The organism is Paenibacillus sp. SORGH_AS_0306, from assembly GCF_030819345.1.
Classification (GTDB): Bacteria; Bacillota; Bacilli; order Paenibacillales; family Paenibacillaceae; genus Saccharibacillus; species Saccharibacillus kyungheensis.
Window position 1 is genome coordinate 1,123,061 of sequence record NZ_JAUTBP010000001.1, and the last position, 14,568, is coordinate 1,137,628.

Genomic DNA, 14,568 nt, shown 5'->3' on the forward strand with positions numbered 1-14,568 from the left:
AAATATGATTCGCTGTTAGCAGAATTATAGATATTTGATTACACCTTATTAACATCATGATCAATTAATAATTTACCCTATGAAAAGGAAAAAGCTAACCTGCTTAGTGTTCATAAAGGTCAGTTTTGGTGAAATTATAAGAAGAGACTATTGATCCGCATTGCCGTTTCCTAATCAATACTGTAATGAATAAATAGGATTTGCAATACAAAAGGAAGTACACACATCAGGTACATAGCGGAGTAATAGGATCGATTCGACCAAATATGGATATATTGGAAGGGGAAGATCTTCATGACAGAACGCATATTTATCAGCCCGGGAAAATACGTACAGGGTAGAGATGTTACTGATAAAGCAGGAGAATATGTAAAAGGAATTAGCGATGGCAAAGCATTGGTAATTGCCGATGATATTGTCTGGGATATTGCAGGTAACCGGGTATTAGAAAGCTTGGACAAAGCGGGTGTACAGTACACCAAAGCCGTATTTAACGGTGAAGCTTCAACCAATGAGATCAATCGCCTAGCTGGACTGGGTAAAGAAGGTCAAGCCACTATCGTGGTTGGTGTAGGTGGCGGTAAAACGTTAGATACAGCCAAAGCAGTTAGCGATCAGTTGGGTGGATATAGTGTGATTATCCCGACAACTGCTTCTACAGATGCGCCAACCAGTGCACTTTCTGTTATTTACTCAGATGAAGGTGTATTCGAAAGTTATAAATTTTACAATAAAAATCCTGACTTGATTCTTGTCGATACCAAAACGATTGCAGGGGCACCGCCACGCTTCTTGTCGTCAGGTATAGCAGATGCTCTGGCAACATGGGTAGAAGCAAGAGCAGTTATCGAAGCGCGTGCAACAACCATGGCGGGCGGTCTGACTACGATTGCGGCTGAAGCGATTGCCCGTAAATGTGAAGAAGTATTGTTCGATTATGGTGTACTTGCTTATGAATCGGTCAAACGCAAAGTGGTTACACCTGCGCTTGAATCAGTTGTAGAAGCGAATACGCTACTAAGTGGACTAGGATTCGAAAGTGGTGGTCTAGCCGCGGCACATGCGATCCATAACGGATTCACTGTATTAGATGGAGAGATTCATCATATGACACATGGTGAAAAAGTCGCTTTTGGTACATTGTCGCAACTGGCACTTGAAAAACGTTCTATTGAAGAAATCGAGCGTTATATTTCTTTCTATATCAGCTTGGAATTACCTGTTACATTAGAAGATCTACATTTACAAGATGCAACAGATGAAGATCTTTATCGTGTAGCAGAAGCAGCTACCAAAGCAGATGAGACTGCTCATAATCTTCCGTTCCCTGTGACCGCCGATGATGTCAAAGATGCTATTATCGCTGCCGATCAATACTCCAAAGCATACAAAGCTAAATTGAAAAATTAATAAAACCGTATCTGAATATATGACACTTTTAGTGATGCATACTATAGTATTTTTGTAGTGATGTACTGTAGTAACGGTATAATATAGAAGTGAGTATATAATCATACGATTTTTTATAGTACAAACAAAAGCCTACTTTTACCATTGATTTGGTGAAAGTAGGCTTTTTTGCTTTCATTATTCGACATTTTCTGATAGGGTAGGAAAGATAGGATATAAGAATGTAGAGATCAACAAGTATTTTTTTATCCAGTAAATAAAGATGGTTGCGTAAGTGCAAGGAAGGTTGGGAATATGAGAAAGTTTGCGTTTGCTTCATATCTGATGTATTTTCTAGCAGGATTAGTCGTCACTACGATTGGAGCGATCATGCCGCAGTTACTCGGGCATTACAATCTAAGTTATACTGAAGGTGGAACACTGGTATTCATCGGTTCAATCGGATTCCTGATCGGAGTTCCATTGTCTGCTTATATGATGCACCGTTTTGGTGAAAAGGTAACGCTGGCAAGTTCTGCTCTTGTTATCGCTATAACGCAGGGGATGATGCTAACATTACCGCAGTATTCGTGGATTACAGTCTTGAACTTTTTTAACAGTCTAAGTGTATCTGCAATTGAAGTTGTAGTCGCTGCGCTAGTTATGGAGCGATTTGTAAGTCGTAGAGCAGTAACGATGAGTTATTTGGAAGTGTCGTTTGGTCTGGGAGCGTTAGGGATGCCTGTTTTTGCAAGCGGTTTTATCGCACTCGGGCACTGGCAATGGGTATTTGCAGTAACAGGATTGATCTCGCTTGTGATGGGGATCGTATGGATGCGGATTCAATACTCTGGTGAAGAAGAGTCCTCAGCTCATCAAGCTGTCGATGCGGTAGAAGTTGCACCTTCTGCTATGGTAACAGGCAGACATAAAATAGTATTATTAAGCATATTTTTGCTGATGATTTTTGTGTATTGTGGAATTGAAGGCAGTCTCAATAATTTCTTATCATCTATCTTTATTACGTATTTCGGTAGTTCGGAATATTATGCTTCGATCAGTATTGGTGCATTCTGGGGAGCGATGGTCGTTGGACGACTTGCAACCAGTTGGATTATTCGTCGTGTGAATTACAGTCGTTTTCTATTGATTAGTATGTCGCTTAGTCTATTGGTTCTGCTAGCCTTCCTTGTATTCCGTCAAGAATGGGCAGGGTATCTGTTAGTGCCATTGTTAGGATTTACGATGTCGGGTGTCTATTCGATCACAATGGTCTATGCCAATCATACACTACCCGGTATGGCGCGTACTGTTACCAGTCTGATTACAGGATTTGCAGGCTTCGGTAATGCAGTATTCCCTGTATTGATCGGCTATACGATGGATCGTGCACCGATTCAAGTGTCTTTAATGTTGATCGCTAGTTATGCGGTAGCCTTTTTAATTCTGTTATTGATTATTATGGGCAATTATCGCAAATGGAAACGTACAGATGCACACGAAGCAGTAAAGGCATGATGATAATAGAATGTATACTGCTTAATCGCCAAAAGGAGGCAGAATCGATATGAGCAATCTAGGTGTATGGGAAGATGCAGAACCAGGGGTGAAACGCTGTATTCTCAATGCCAATGCAGGCTTAATGATGATGGAAGTTCACTTTGCCAAAGGAGCAGAAGGATACCAGCATCACCATCCTCATCAGCAGATGAGTTATTGTCTACGGGGTTCATTTACATTCACGATCGATAATCAGCAGACAACACTTACTCAAGGACAGTCTATCAATATTCCGCCTCATGCCAGTCATGGAGTTGTAGCACTGGAAGAAGATTCTGCTCTGCTAGATGTATTTACTCCGATTCGCGAAGATTTGTTAAAATTGTAAACGCACATCAAGCTATCTCTTTACATGAAGTGAAGAGGTAGCTATTTTTATATCCTTATCTATATAGAAGGCATACCTAGAACCAATTAGAGAATCTCAGATTTCTATGGATTAATATGGTAAAATTAAAAAGAGTGTGTATATTAATATAAATGATACGTATATAGCTAATAGGTAGTACATAATACGTCCTTTTTACTCTCATTTTACGTTATATTTAGAAATATTTACAAATAAAGCGATTAATTTTAAAATTTTAAACAAACTTGTGTGATATAAATGGTAAAGAGAATGCTTGTTACCTATAATGTGCATAGGACGTTATAAGTTAACAACGTTCATCCAATACAAGCTACATAGGAGGCTGGAAAATGAAAAGATTTTTGTCCACAGCACTACTTGCATTGATGTTAACGGTTGTCTTCTTTACCGGTTCACAAGTAACACCTGTTGCGCAGCCAGAAAAAGCTTCAGCAGCGACTTGTACGATTATCAACACATTTACAGGTGTATCGAATTACATCAAAGCGAACAAGACATTGCCTTGTAACTTTATTACGAAATCTCAAGCATCAGCGCTTGGATGGGTGTCTTCTAAAGGAAACTTGGCAGATGTAGCTCCGGGTAAAAGTATTGGTGGAGATGTATTCAGCAACCGCGAAGGATTACTTCCAACAGCAAGTGGACGCACATGGCGTGAGGCAGATATTAACTACACTTCCGGCTTCCGCAACTCCGATCGTATCTTGTACTCTAACGACGGTCTAGTGTACAAAACAACAGATCACTATGCTTCATTTACCAAAATGTAGAACATAAACGTTGTTCATACGCGTATGCCAGAGCAGATAATTGCTTCTGGCATATCGCTATGAATAGCACTTTAAGATGTAAAGGATGAGATAATAATGAAAATGGTAACGATCAATGGCGAAGACTTTCATACAATCGCCGAATTACATGAGACTTTACAGCAGAAGCTAGAATTGCCTGAATTTTATGGGAAAAATCTAGATGCACTATGGGATTGCTTAACAGGTATGATCGAATTGCCATTACAAATGGAGTGGCTGAACTATGGTGTAAGCCGTCAACGTCTAGGTGACAAAGCCGATCAGGTGCTGAGTGTATTGGAAGAAGCTCAAGCGGAAGGTAATGGCTTTCGGATATGGGTAAGGGATGAAGTGGAAGATTGAATATAGAAGATTAAGATAGGCAATATAGAGAGATTTCATGTATCACTGAGAAGGTAAAAAGAAAAGCTGCGCTTATAAGAGCGACGGCTTTTTTTGTGTTTGGTTACAGTTGGATTGCTAGAGAAGTGCTAAGAGTTAGCATATCATAAGCAAAGCTGATTATTTTAAATCAGTTGATTCTTGCTCTATAACGGGTAAAGCTTGTTTTGCCGAAGAAGCATCTACTCGTCCGATCTCTTGTTGGTTTCCATTGATATCGATCAACCCGTAGAATAGATTATCTACAGAAGCATTGACCTTGTAATAAGCTAAAGGTGTCGATACCACAGGTCTTGTCCCGACTTCTTTAGTAATCTGGTAAGGCAAGAATAAAAGACCTTTATTAATCGCTGGCTTATTATCATCATATGTCGCAGCCCAGAGTTGTTGTGCCTGGTTATTGCGAACTTCATAATAAATAATTCGTCCACCATTATCTTGGAAATATCGATTGGATACACCTATAGGAAAATAAGAAGTAACTGTCATCAGTCCCATGCTAGGCAATTCAGGTGGAACCATAACTTGCTTGAGATTCAGTGTGTGTCTACGTGCTACGGCTAATTGTTGCGCGAGAGAATCTGTAGACGTAACAGATGAAGATAGATGATCCGTATTGCCAATAACCATACGATTTTGCTTAGGATCCCACTGTACAGACAATCCCATCAATTGACTAATAGCACGTAAAGGAACCATAACACGCTTGTTGTGGATGATCACAGGTTGAGCAAGGGTTACATGTTTACCATCGACCTTAACATAAGTACTTCCGACTTGGAACTGTAATGGAGATTGAGCGTTATCGGTATAGTAAAGTGTAGCTGTCTGCTTCGCCTGATCCCAAGTTAAGCGAATGTCAGAAGGTTGAATCTGTTGAATCGTTTGTAAAGATACCATTACTGTTCCTTTGAACATATAAGGAGGGACATCGGTTGGAACGACTCCTGTTGCAGTTACGACTTCAATAGGCTTAGTGGCAGCAGAAATAGAAGGAGTAGCGGTTGAAAGTAGAGCAGTAGTGAGAATACATGTAGTTAATAACTTAATATGTAGGTTGCTAAATGGCATAGTGATAGTCTCCTTTGCTGAAATAATGGATGTTTCTTGTTGCATTATATAAAATATAACATATATTAAAGTTTGTCCCTATGATTAATCTCTATTTTGTTATTACATATGTATATAGAAATGAAGATTCTACCTATAAGAAAGTGAAAGTACTATGACCAATAAAGGAGCAAATAATGTGCAAATTCGCATCAAATCATTCAGATTATGGATAGTGGTGATGGTTATCTTAGGTAGCTTATGTTTATCTATACTACTCTATCAGTTATTACATCCTACACGAGTCCAATCGTTCGATCTACAAATTGGACATCAACATCGAGATGATCTACCGGGTATGGTAGATGATGACGTAACTTTTACGAACGATCAACAACTGTTCGCTATAGCAATCTATCCAGATGAACCTTATGTACAATTAAATCAAAAAGCTAAACTAACAGTCACCCGCAAGTCAGATGGCAAAGTCATGCAGATCAAGGAAGAAAAAGAATCGGGAGATTTAGCCGCTTGGGAAATGCCATTACATAATACACAGTGGGAAAGTGGAGTATATAAGGTAGTATTTACAAGGGATAATAATGTGATCGAGCAGAAAGAGATAACTTTAAAATAGAGGAGAATTTACATATGTATAAATGGATATTAGGGTGTGGCCTAATTCTAATGATGATTACAGCCAATCATGCAGAAGCTAGAGCGATCTTTACGGTTGAAGTCCAAGTCAATGGTACACTTATAGCTATAGAAAAAAATGGAGATGCTGGACCTTATATCGAGCAAACAACGAATATAACATATGTTCCAATTCGTTTTGTATCCGATCATCTAGGAGGGACAACAGATTGGGATAAACAAAAGCAACAGGTCATTATCTTAGCCTAATCAGGTACAAAGATTGAACTAACAATAGGTAGAAAAATAGCTTATGTTGATGGCGAAGCCAAAACACTTGTAGATGCTCCAGTTATGCCATTATATCCTAATCATGTGATGGTTCCTTTGCGATTTGTATCTGAAGTGATAGGTGCACAAGTGGATGCTTCTACTGTAGATGGAATATTGCATGTGAATATTAGTGATAGATAGGAAGATATATTGGAAAAAGACTATTACTGTGTGATGCAGTAATAGCCTTTTTTTGTTAGTAGATGTAGTCAAATTTCAAATTCTGAATGTTGTGCTTAATAAGATAATAACTAGAAAATAAAAATGTAAATTAAATAGAAGCAAATGCCGTTAATAGGAAGAGTACTTATTAGTAACAAAACATACATAAAAGGGGTTTGTACATGAAAAAAATATATGGATTGATTATCAAAGGAGTACTTGTAGCAGGACTACTCGTGCAGTGTTTGCCTGTGTCTACAATCGCTTATGCAGATAGTGAGAATAAGCTAAAACCTTCAAAATTAGAATCATATTCACTACAAATTAATACAGAAGGTAATCAACAAACTATTCAAACACAAGGTTTTATGCAGGATGGATTAATGATGGTATCAGCAGCAGATTTGTTGAATAATACTGGATTCAAAGTAGGCAGACCACTAGGTTGGGAAAAGAGGTCTTTGGTAGAAAGAAAAGAGTCTCTTTCAAGTACAATTCTTAATCGTCTAGTATTTAGAGATGGTGATAATACTATAGAAATTTATATTAATAATAACATATATGATTTTGCAGACGAGTATATAACAATGCCAACAACTGCAACTTTTAAAAATGGGCGTTTGTATATACCGGTTAATTTTATAGCTGCTTTGTTAAATTATGATGTGAAATACGATGTTTCAAAAAATATAGTTAAAATGGATTCTTGGGATAATAAAACTGAACAAGTGAATCAAGTCAAAGAATTTGTGAATCATTATATGACAGGATCATCAGAAGGATACAGTCCAGATTTATCAATGTATACTGCTGCTTTTTTAGAACATGATGAAGGTTGGATCGAAACAGCCTTCTCTGATGAACAATGGCCAGAACCATATCTTACAGTAACAAATTGGACAATTAAACATCTGTTTTTTATATCTCATGATGAAGTAATGGTGAAAGTTCCTTATTTAGAGATAGGTAAAGTATCACGAAAACCTGGAGCAGTATGGCTTCGCTTAATAAGAGTGAATAACGCTTGGAAAGTAGATACTTCAACATCTTGGAATCAGGCTCTTTATTTAGATGATATTCATGATAAAGTGAACAACCTTAAAATGAATGAACCTGAGAAGGTAAAAGAAATTAAAAAAGCATTATATGCTTCATTTGAAGTTGCGAATAGTAAGAAGCAAGCGATTGAAGGAGGAAAAGCAGAATATAAAACATACCCTAAAAATGTTGCAGTATTATATGCGGATGATCAGATCGCTTATGTATATACGGAATACAATTGGTCTTTTAAACAAACTAATGAGAATTTAGATAAGTATTCTATTAGTTCCGACGAAGATTTTATTACTATGGATAAAGATGCGAATGGACAATGGAAATTTAAAACTCATTATGGTTTAGGATTAGGTCATCATATTTCTGGAAGTGTTATAAGAGGCAATTATACTAATCGCAAATATGAATTTATGTCTTTTGATGATTATTACTTGAATGATCCTAGTGTGAAATCTTATATTTCATTTTTTTAATATAGGATAAAAGTTAAATTAGAACTCAATAACTTTGAAAAATAATGTTTTTAAAGAGGAGTATCAGATGAAAATTTGGAAAATAAAACCTAATACAAGCAGTATCAGTTTAGATATTTTTGATCTACAAAAGTCTATAGAATTTGAACTTCCTTATTTTGATGGAGAAGTTTTACCAGTATCATGGCCAGAAGAATATAAGTTAATTACAGTCAACCAAAAATATAAATACAATGATTATGCTATTTATTTAAATTATATCCCTGTTATTAGCGAGAAGGTATTCAAGATTGTGACACCACTTGTTAATGATTTGGTTCAATTTCTTCCTGTACAACATTCTGATTTTAATTTTTATATATGCAATATTATTAATGTGATTGAATGCGTAGATGCTGAAAAATCTATTCCTGATACCATCCTTGATGGAGAAATAAGAAGCTATAGTAAAATCTGTTTTTTAGAATCTGTATTAAAAGATAATGAAAAAAGGCATATATTTAAAATACCTGGACTGACTAGATTGACGTATTTTGTATCTGATGAATTTAGAGAACTGCTTTTAGTTAATGATATCAAAGGGATTGATTTTATAGAAATTTGGGATTCTGAAGCTGATTTTGAATTGGAGCAACAACACGAACAACGTATAAAGGAAGAATATGATGCTTACATTATTAAAATTAATAATCAGCCACATGATCCATTAAGTTGGAACGAAGCCATTGAAAAATTAAAACTAGATAAAGCAGCCATTAGTGCAGATTGGAAAATTCAATACAATTCCAAAGGTGAGATTTTAATCGGACAACTGAATAGAAATCTAGAGTATGAGTTTTTTAGTCCTGTGTATATACCACCTATATTGCTTGATCTTACATGGCAAGAGGTAGATAAAAGTACTATTTAAAACTATATTTTGATCATTCTGCTTATGTATAAATATTTGTAATGGGAGTATTATATGAAAATTTGGTTGTTAAAATCTGATCCAGAAGGTATGCGTGTATATACTAAAAATGATAATGATCGTAAACTTCTTCCTTATTTAGAAGGAGAATCTCTTCAAAGTAATTGGAAATCGGTTGAAGTAGAAGTGGCGAAAAAAGGTAAAGGAAAAGATTTTCCTGAATATGGATTGGGCCGTCCTATTTTTAGTGGTAAAGCTAAAAAAATCATGGAGCCACTTATTCAAGAGCATGTAGAATTTTTACCTATGTCTAATCCTGATTACAAAATGTATATGTGTAATATTTTGAATGTAATGGATTGTGTTGATAAATCTAAGTCTGTTCCTTACAAAAGTTTGGATTTAGTTATAGGGTATAATGAAATCTTTTTTAAAGAAGAATTTCTACAAGACACTAGACGACATATCTTTAAAATTCCAGAATCATTGAGTACAAGATGTTATGTATCGGATGAATTCAAAGAGTTGGTATTAAAATCTAAACTCAAAGGTTTCTTATTTATAGAAGTATGGAACTCTGAGTTCACAGAAGATATGCAAAAAGAAAAAGAACAAAAATATCAGACATATATAGATCAAGTTAATTTCAATAAAGGTTTAGAAATGAACTGGTCAGATGCTGAAAAATTAATAAAAGATGGAAAAGCAGTAGCCCATGAAACCATTCAAATACAGTTAGCTAAGAATGGCGAATGGATTGTTAGACAATTTACAGAAGAGTTAGAATATTCATATTATGAACCTGTATATATACCGCCTAACTGGTTGGAATTGAAATGGCACGAAGTAGAAAAAGAAACTTTATAATATTTTTGCTGATAATACTTTGATTCCATCTCTTAACCCCTGCTCATACATTACCGACTCTGCTATTCCCTGTAGCAGAGTCACTACATTACAATAATCTATCAACAATTTCCTTCCCTCTGGCTTCACATATGTACATAACTCGGTAAACAGTCGATCACTATCCAACATCAACTTCTTATACTCTTCTGATCCATAAATAATGGTATTCGCTATACTTTCCATCCGCATCGACTTAAACTGATTAAAATCTTTTTCAAAATCGTCCATAATGTAAACCTCCAAAAAAGTGATGCCATTATCGTAGCATCGCTTATTTTAGCTGTATACGGTCACTCTGATAGCAAAGTGATGTCACTCGTGAAGTTTGGTATACTGACTACTTGCACTTAAATTTAATAAAGGCGGTACATCACATGTTATGGATTAGTGGAAATATCCGATTTGAACTCAACATCTTACATTATGATTATCCCCTAGAAAAAGTTGAATATATGTATGACGATTGGTTAACTGTACAGTTGATCGCTCAAGATGAGAATGGATTACAGTGGGAAGCGAGCAGTTCTTGTATGTTTGCTAAAGAATTACAGGACTTACGAGATTGGTTTGGTTCGATACGAGTACAGAATGTGGTGTGGCAGACGTTCTATTTTATGGAACCTGAATTAAGCTTTACATATATTCCAAATGGAACAGTAGAAATAGGCATATCTCAGTCTTTTTATCCTAAAGCCTTAATGGAGCATGGTAGACAAACGATAGAAAAAAATCTCATTATGGAATTGCCTGAAGACGTTTTGTACGATCTCATACAGCAATTGGATCACATGATTGTAGAATTTCCACAGCGTTCCACCAAGCAATAAGCTGATGTATAGAATATCTTATACATAAATTTTTAAAATAAGGCGGTATATCATATGTTATGGATAGATGGTAACGCAAGAGTAGAAATCAAGATTTTAGGGTATCAGTATGAAGGTATAGAAGAATGGTATGATGATTGGCTAACCGTACAGATTATTGCTCAAGATCAAAATGGATTTCATTGGGAAGCCATCAGTCCGTCTATGATGACTTCGGAATTGAAAGGGTTACGAGATTGGTTAATTTCGGTGCGAGATAACCAGATGACATGGAAGTTCGCAGCATTTATGGATCCGGAAATTGAAGTTTCTTATATCGAAGAAGGGCAGATTGAGCTTAGATTAAGTCATGCGTTTTATCCGCAAAAGCTAATAAAATCGGATCAAGATGAATATGAGAAAAAGTTTATCATCTGCTCTACAAAAGAAGTATTACAACAAAAGATTGAAGAAATTGATGAGATGCTAAAAAAATTTCCAGAGCGATGCAGTCGATATAATAACTAGATCAGATCAAGCGAAAATAAACGCGTAAAAGTGCAGTAGGTAAGAAAGAAGATACAGAATCACTTTCTCCAAAGCTGACTCCAAAATCCGCCTGATATGGATCAAGTAGAGAAGGCTGTTTTTCAGGTGGAGCAGGTAATAGACCATATTGTTTCATCAGGTGATCTTTTATTGCTTGATCGCTTTGATTAGATGGTTCAGCATAGACAAGCTGAGGTTGGATCATAGTGATACATAAAGCCAGACTAAGCACTATAGTTAGTAATACCATTTTGGATTTCAATAGGAAGTACTCCTTTTAAATTATGATCAATGTTTTCAATTCTTACTATGTAATAGAGTATACATTCAATAAAATCATCTCATCAGTATACCGCAACAACATCATATCGCTAACCTACATCAATACTCTCTAAAAAGGGTATGTTATCATGGAGAGTATAATCAATCACAACACAGAGAGATCGAACAGGGGGCATTTTTGTTGAAAAAGATATTATCAGGTATTGTACTGATTCTGGTATTGGGTGTTATTTTTATCACCCAATTACAAGATGGATCTTCTACAAATACAAGTACGACAGCATCTAATCAGACCGCACAGGTTGATTCAAATGATTCGCAGACACCGAATCAATCATCAAGTAAATCGACAAGCAACACTAGGCAAGCCCAAAATAACCAGAGTAGCAACACCAGCAAGTCTAATGCATCGAATACGTGCAAAGTCATCAATACCTTTGATGGCGTTGCGAATTATCTAAAAGAATACAAAAAATTGCCTTGTAACTACATCACCAAGTCCAAAGCAGAATCGTTGGGCTGGGAATCGTCGAAAGGTAATCTGGATAAAGTTGCCCCTGGTAAAAGTATTGGTGGCGATTATTTTAGTAACTACGAAAAATTGTTGCCTACATCCAAAGGGCGCAAATGGCATGAAGCTGATATCAACTACACATCTGGTTTTCGGGGAGCCAATCGGATATTGTATTCTACCGATGGCTTGATCTATAAAACAACCGATCATTACGATTCATTTCAACAGATCAAATAAAATGGTATTTCCAACTCTATATTCAATAGCGAAGATCGACAATGATTGTCGGTCTTTTGTTATAATGATAGCGATCTTATACGTACAGATGATCAATCGAATCAAGAATGGAGTATAACAACAAGTGGAAAGGAAAACCAAGATGACAAATAATCAGATGCAACAAGCGATTGAATTACGCAAAAATGGACAAGCCGAACAAGCAAAGACGATTTTACTGAATCTGTTGTCTTCAGATCCCAAAGATCCTGTGTTGTTATATCAGGTGGCATGGACGTATGATAATCTAGGATTAGAAGCGCAAGCTGTGCCTTATTATGAACAAGCTCTCGCCAATGGATTACAGGGGGAAGATCGTCAAGGAGCGATGCTGGGACTCGGTAGTACTTATCGCACATTAGCTCATTATGACAAGGCAGCGGCTCTTTTCAAGCAAGCGATTCAAGAGTATCCTGAAGAACGAGAATTTAAAGTGTTTTATGCGATGGTACTGTACAATCTAGAACAATATGCAGAAGGAATGAAGTTATTAATGACTGAACTTGCAGAGACAACCAGTGATAAAGGGATTGAACAGTATCATCGAGCGATTTTATTTTATGCCGATAAGTTAGATCAGGTGTGGGAGTAAGCAGGAATGCACAGATTACATAGATAAATAAAAGGAGCTGTTTAATATGCATACATGGAGTATCCGAGCAGTTACAGCAGATGATCAGGATTTTTTGTGGGAGACGTTGTATTTGTCGCTATATGTACGTGAAGGGGAAAAGCCTTTTGAGCGGGAAGTAATTCATGAACCACATTTAGCAAAGTATGTGGAACATTGGGGTCAAGCTGGAGATGTGGGTTATATAGCAATCAACGACCAACAACAACCGATTGGAGCTGTAACCGCTAGAGTCTTACCCGAAGATAATCAGGGATATGGTTATATTGATGATGTGACGCCAGAGTTAGGATTAGCTGTATTGGATGATTATCGCGGGCAGGGTATCGGTACAGCACTGATGGAAGCATTGCTTACTGAATTGCGACAACAGCAGATTGCTCAAGTCTCATTAAGTGTTGACCCGAGCAATCCAGTGGTGCGTTTGTATAAGCGGCTAGGATTTCAAGAAGTAGGTACTGTTGGCACATCGATTACAATGTTATTCGTCTTATAAATGTATAGATGAGGTGGATAGTGAATCATTCACTTGGAAGTGATCAATAATACGTTGTTTGAATAACTCTGTAATTTCATTATGAGGTTTGGACTTTAATTCGATAATGCCATGACTTATCATAATAGGTTCACCGAGAGATACTATTTTTAACGTATTGGCTTGAAGTTCACTTTCTACAGAACACTTGGGAACGAGCGCAATACCTATACCACTTAGCACTGTTTGTTTGATCATTTCTAAGCTAGCATACTCAATATTCTGATAATCCAACTTGCCATGATCGACAAGCACTTTATTAGCTATAGATTGATAAATACAATTACTGCCGAAGCCTATCATCCGAACTTCATGACTCAGTAGCTTTTCCTCACTTACCCGGGTAGAGGCGATCAAGACAAATTCTTCTTCTAAAATAGGCGTATAGCGAATAGCACTAAGCTTGGGATCGATAGGCGCAATACCCAAATCGATTTTTTGGTTAATCACATCATCGATCATACTTTGATGAAAACCTGTTGTTAATTTAATTTCTGATGTCGGATAATCTTCTAGGAAATCGAAGATGGGCTTGGAGAAGTGAGTCACGCAAAATGATTCCAACGCTTTAATTCGAACAATTCCTTGCACTTCATGAAGATTATCGTGTAACTTTTCGGTCAGTTGTAATAACGTATAAGCATATGTTGCAAATATATTTCCTTTTTCTGTAGGAATGACACCGTTAATCGTTCGATAGAATAACTGCACATGTAATAGTTCTTCCAGAATCTGAATATGATTCGTCACCGTTGATTGAGAAAAGCCTAACATTATCGAAGCTTTACTGATATTGCGTTGCTCATATGTTTTGAGAAACGTATAAATATATTTACCATCCAGTTGATTTAGCATCATAAACACTCCATCACTTTATTAGATAATACTTATCAATATTATTCATTATATAGATACCTTATATTCGTGTATACTC

General features: G+C 36.4%; 20 protein-coding genes. 16 read left to right on the forward strand and 4 right to left on the reverse strand.

All coding sequences use genetic code 11. The features are described from left to right. Nucleotides 1–294 precede the first annotated feature (294 nt). The 5 genes from QE450_RS05005 (at nucleotide 295) to QE450_RS05025 (ending at nucleotide 4,473) form a co-directional block, all read left to right on the forward strand. Nucleotides 295–1,410, forward strand: coding sequence for a glycerol dehydrogenase (locus QE450_RS05005; RefSeq protein WP_307297490.1), 1,116 nt, complete (start codon nucleotides 295–297; stop codon nucleotides 1,408–1,410). A 294-nt stretch (nucleotides 1,411–1,704) separates the two neighbouring features. Beyond that, nucleotides 1,705–2,907 (forward strand): MFS transporter, encoded by a 1,203-nt coding sequence (locus QE450_RS05010; protein WP_307297493.1) that lies wholly within the window; start codon nucleotides 1,705–1,707, stop codon nucleotides 2,905–2,907. Between the two features lie 49 nt (nucleotides 2,908–2,956). Continuing rightward, complete coding sequence (locus QE450_RS05015) at nucleotides 2,957–3,277, forward strand: cupin domain-containing protein (RefSeq protein ID WP_307297497.1); 321 nt, start codon at nucleotides 2,957–2,959, stop codon at nucleotides 3,275–3,277. Nucleotides 3,278–3,648: 371 nt separating this feature from the next. Further along, entirely contained in the window at nucleotides 3,649–4,089 is a 441-nt protein-coding gene (locus QE450_RS05020; RefSeq protein ID WP_204824707.1) for a ribonuclease, read from the forward strand. Between the two features lie 96 nt (nucleotides 4,090–4,185). Further along, complete coding sequence (locus QE450_RS05025; RefSeq protein WP_307297503.1) at nucleotides 4,186–4,473, forward strand: barstar family protein; 288 nt, start codon at nucleotides 4,186–4,188, stop codon at nucleotides 4,471–4,473. Between the two features lie 159 nt (nucleotides 4,474–4,632). Here QE450_RS05025 and QE450_RS05030 read toward each other — a convergent pair whose 3' ends face one another. Continuing rightward, nucleotides 4,633–5,583 carry a copper amine oxidase N-terminal domain-containing protein gene (locus QE450_RS05030; protein ID WP_307297506.1) on the reverse strand — a complete coding sequence of 317 codons (951 nt, stop codon included), beginning with the start codon at nucleotides 5,581–5,583 and terminating at the stop codon, nucleotides 4,633–4,635. Nucleotides 5,584–5,761: 178 nt separating this feature from the next. Here QE450_RS05030 and QE450_RS05035 point away from each other — a divergent pair, with 178 nt between their 5' ends. The 6 genes from QE450_RS05035 (at nucleotide 5,762) to QE450_RS05060 (ending at nucleotide 9,999) form a co-directional block, all read left to right on the forward strand. Beyond that, on the forward strand, nucleotides 5,762–6,199 hold the full coding sequence (locus QE450_RS05035) for a hypothetical protein (RefSeq protein WP_307297508.1): 438 nt from the start codon (nucleotides 5,762–5,764) through the stop codon (nucleotides 6,197–6,199). A gap of 14 nt (nucleotides 6,200–6,213) precedes the next feature. After that, nucleotides 6,214–6,468 (forward strand): stalk domain-containing protein, encoded by a 255-nt coding sequence (locus tag QE450_RS05040; protein ID WP_307297511.1) that lies wholly within the window; start codon nucleotides 6,214–6,216, stop codon nucleotides 6,466–6,468. Between the two features lie 12 nt (nucleotides 6,469–6,480). Continuing rightward, nucleotides 6,481–6,672, forward strand: a complete 192-nt coding sequence (locus tag QE450_RS05045; RefSeq protein WP_307302597.1) for a stalk domain-containing protein — start codon at nucleotides 6,481–6,483, stop codon at nucleotides 6,670–6,672. 203 nt (nucleotides 6,673–6,875) lie between these two features. Further along, nucleotides 6,876–8,222, forward strand: a complete 1,347-nt coding sequence (locus QE450_RS05050) for a copper amine oxidase N-terminal domain-containing protein (protein ID WP_307297515.1) — start codon at nucleotides 6,876–6,878, stop codon at nucleotides 8,220–8,222. A 67-nt stretch (nucleotides 8,223–8,289) separates the two neighbouring features. Beyond that, nucleotides 8,290–9,132 carry an imm11 family protein gene (locus QE450_RS05055; RefSeq protein ID WP_307297519.1) on the forward strand — a complete coding sequence of 281 codons (843 nt, stop codon included), beginning with the start codon at nucleotides 8,290–8,292 and terminating at the stop codon, nucleotides 9,130–9,132. Nucleotides 9,133–9,186: 54 nt separating this feature from the next. Beyond that, nucleotides 9,187–9,999, forward strand: a complete 813-nt coding sequence (locus tag QE450_RS05060) for an imm11 family protein (RefSeq protein ID WP_307297521.1) — start codon at nucleotides 9,187–9,189, stop codon at nucleotides 9,997–9,999. Here the strand turns inward: QE450_RS05060 and QE450_RS05065 are convergent. Next, nucleotides 9,994–10,269: a hypothetical protein gene (locus QE450_RS05065; protein ID WP_307297523.1), complete on the reverse strand. Its 276-nt coding sequence runs from the start codon at nucleotides 10,267–10,269 to the stop codon at nucleotides 9,994–9,996. The genes QE450_RS05060 and QE450_RS05065 overlap by 6 nt on opposite strands. Before the next feature lie 146 nt (nucleotides 10,270–10,415). Between QE450_RS05065 and QE450_RS05070 the strand changes: the two genes are divergently transcribed. Beyond that, nucleotides 10,416–10,868: a WapI family immunity protein gene (locus QE450_RS05070; protein WP_307297526.1), complete on the forward strand. Its 453-nt coding sequence runs from the start codon at nucleotides 10,416–10,418 to the stop codon at nucleotides 10,866–10,868. Nucleotides 10,869–10,922: 54 nt separating this feature from the next. Then, nucleotides 10,923–11,375 (forward strand): WapI family immunity protein, encoded by a 453-nt coding sequence (locus tag QE450_RS05075; RefSeq protein WP_307297529.1) that lies wholly within the window; start codon nucleotides 10,923–10,925, stop codon nucleotides 11,373–11,375. Nucleotide 11,376: 1 nt separating this feature from the next. On the opposite strand, the gene QE450_RS05080 is transcribed toward QE450_RS05075, so the two are convergent. Then, nucleotides 11,377–11,658 (reverse strand): hypothetical protein, encoded by a 282-nt coding sequence (locus QE450_RS05080; protein ID WP_307297532.1) that lies wholly within the window; start codon nucleotides 11,656–11,658, stop codon nucleotides 11,377–11,379. A 201-nt stretch (nucleotides 11,659–11,859) separates the two neighbouring features. On the opposite strand from QE450_RS05080, the gene QE450_RS05085 reads away from it, so the two are divergent. From QE450_RS05085 to QE450_RS05095, 3 genes are all read left to right on the forward strand, one after another. Then, nucleotides 11,860–12,429: a ribonuclease domain-containing protein gene (locus QE450_RS05085; protein ID WP_307297535.1), complete on the forward strand. Its 570-nt coding sequence runs from the start codon at nucleotides 11,860–11,862 to the stop codon at nucleotides 12,427–12,429. 142 nt (nucleotides 12,430–12,571) lie between these two features. After that, a complete protein-coding gene (locus QE450_RS05090; RefSeq protein WP_307297537.1) occupies nucleotides 12,572–13,060 on the forward strand; it encodes a tetratricopeptide repeat protein in 489 nt (162 codons plus the stop codon). A 46-nt stretch (nucleotides 13,061–13,106) separates the two neighbouring features. Beyond that, complete coding sequence (locus QE450_RS05095) at nucleotides 13,107–13,595, forward strand: GNAT family N-acetyltransferase (RefSeq protein WP_307297540.1); 489 nt, start codon at nucleotides 13,107–13,109, stop codon at nucleotides 13,593–13,595. On the opposite strand, the gene QE450_RS05100 is transcribed toward QE450_RS05095, so the two are convergent. Continuing rightward, nucleotides 13,590–14,489: a LysR family transcriptional regulator gene (locus QE450_RS05100; RefSeq protein ID WP_307297543.1), complete on the reverse strand. Its 900-nt coding sequence runs from the start codon at nucleotides 14,487–14,489 to the stop codon at nucleotides 13,590–13,592. The genes QE450_RS05095 and QE450_RS05100 overlap by 6 nt on opposite strands. Between the last annotated feature and the right edge of the window lie 79 nt (nucleotides 14,490–14,568).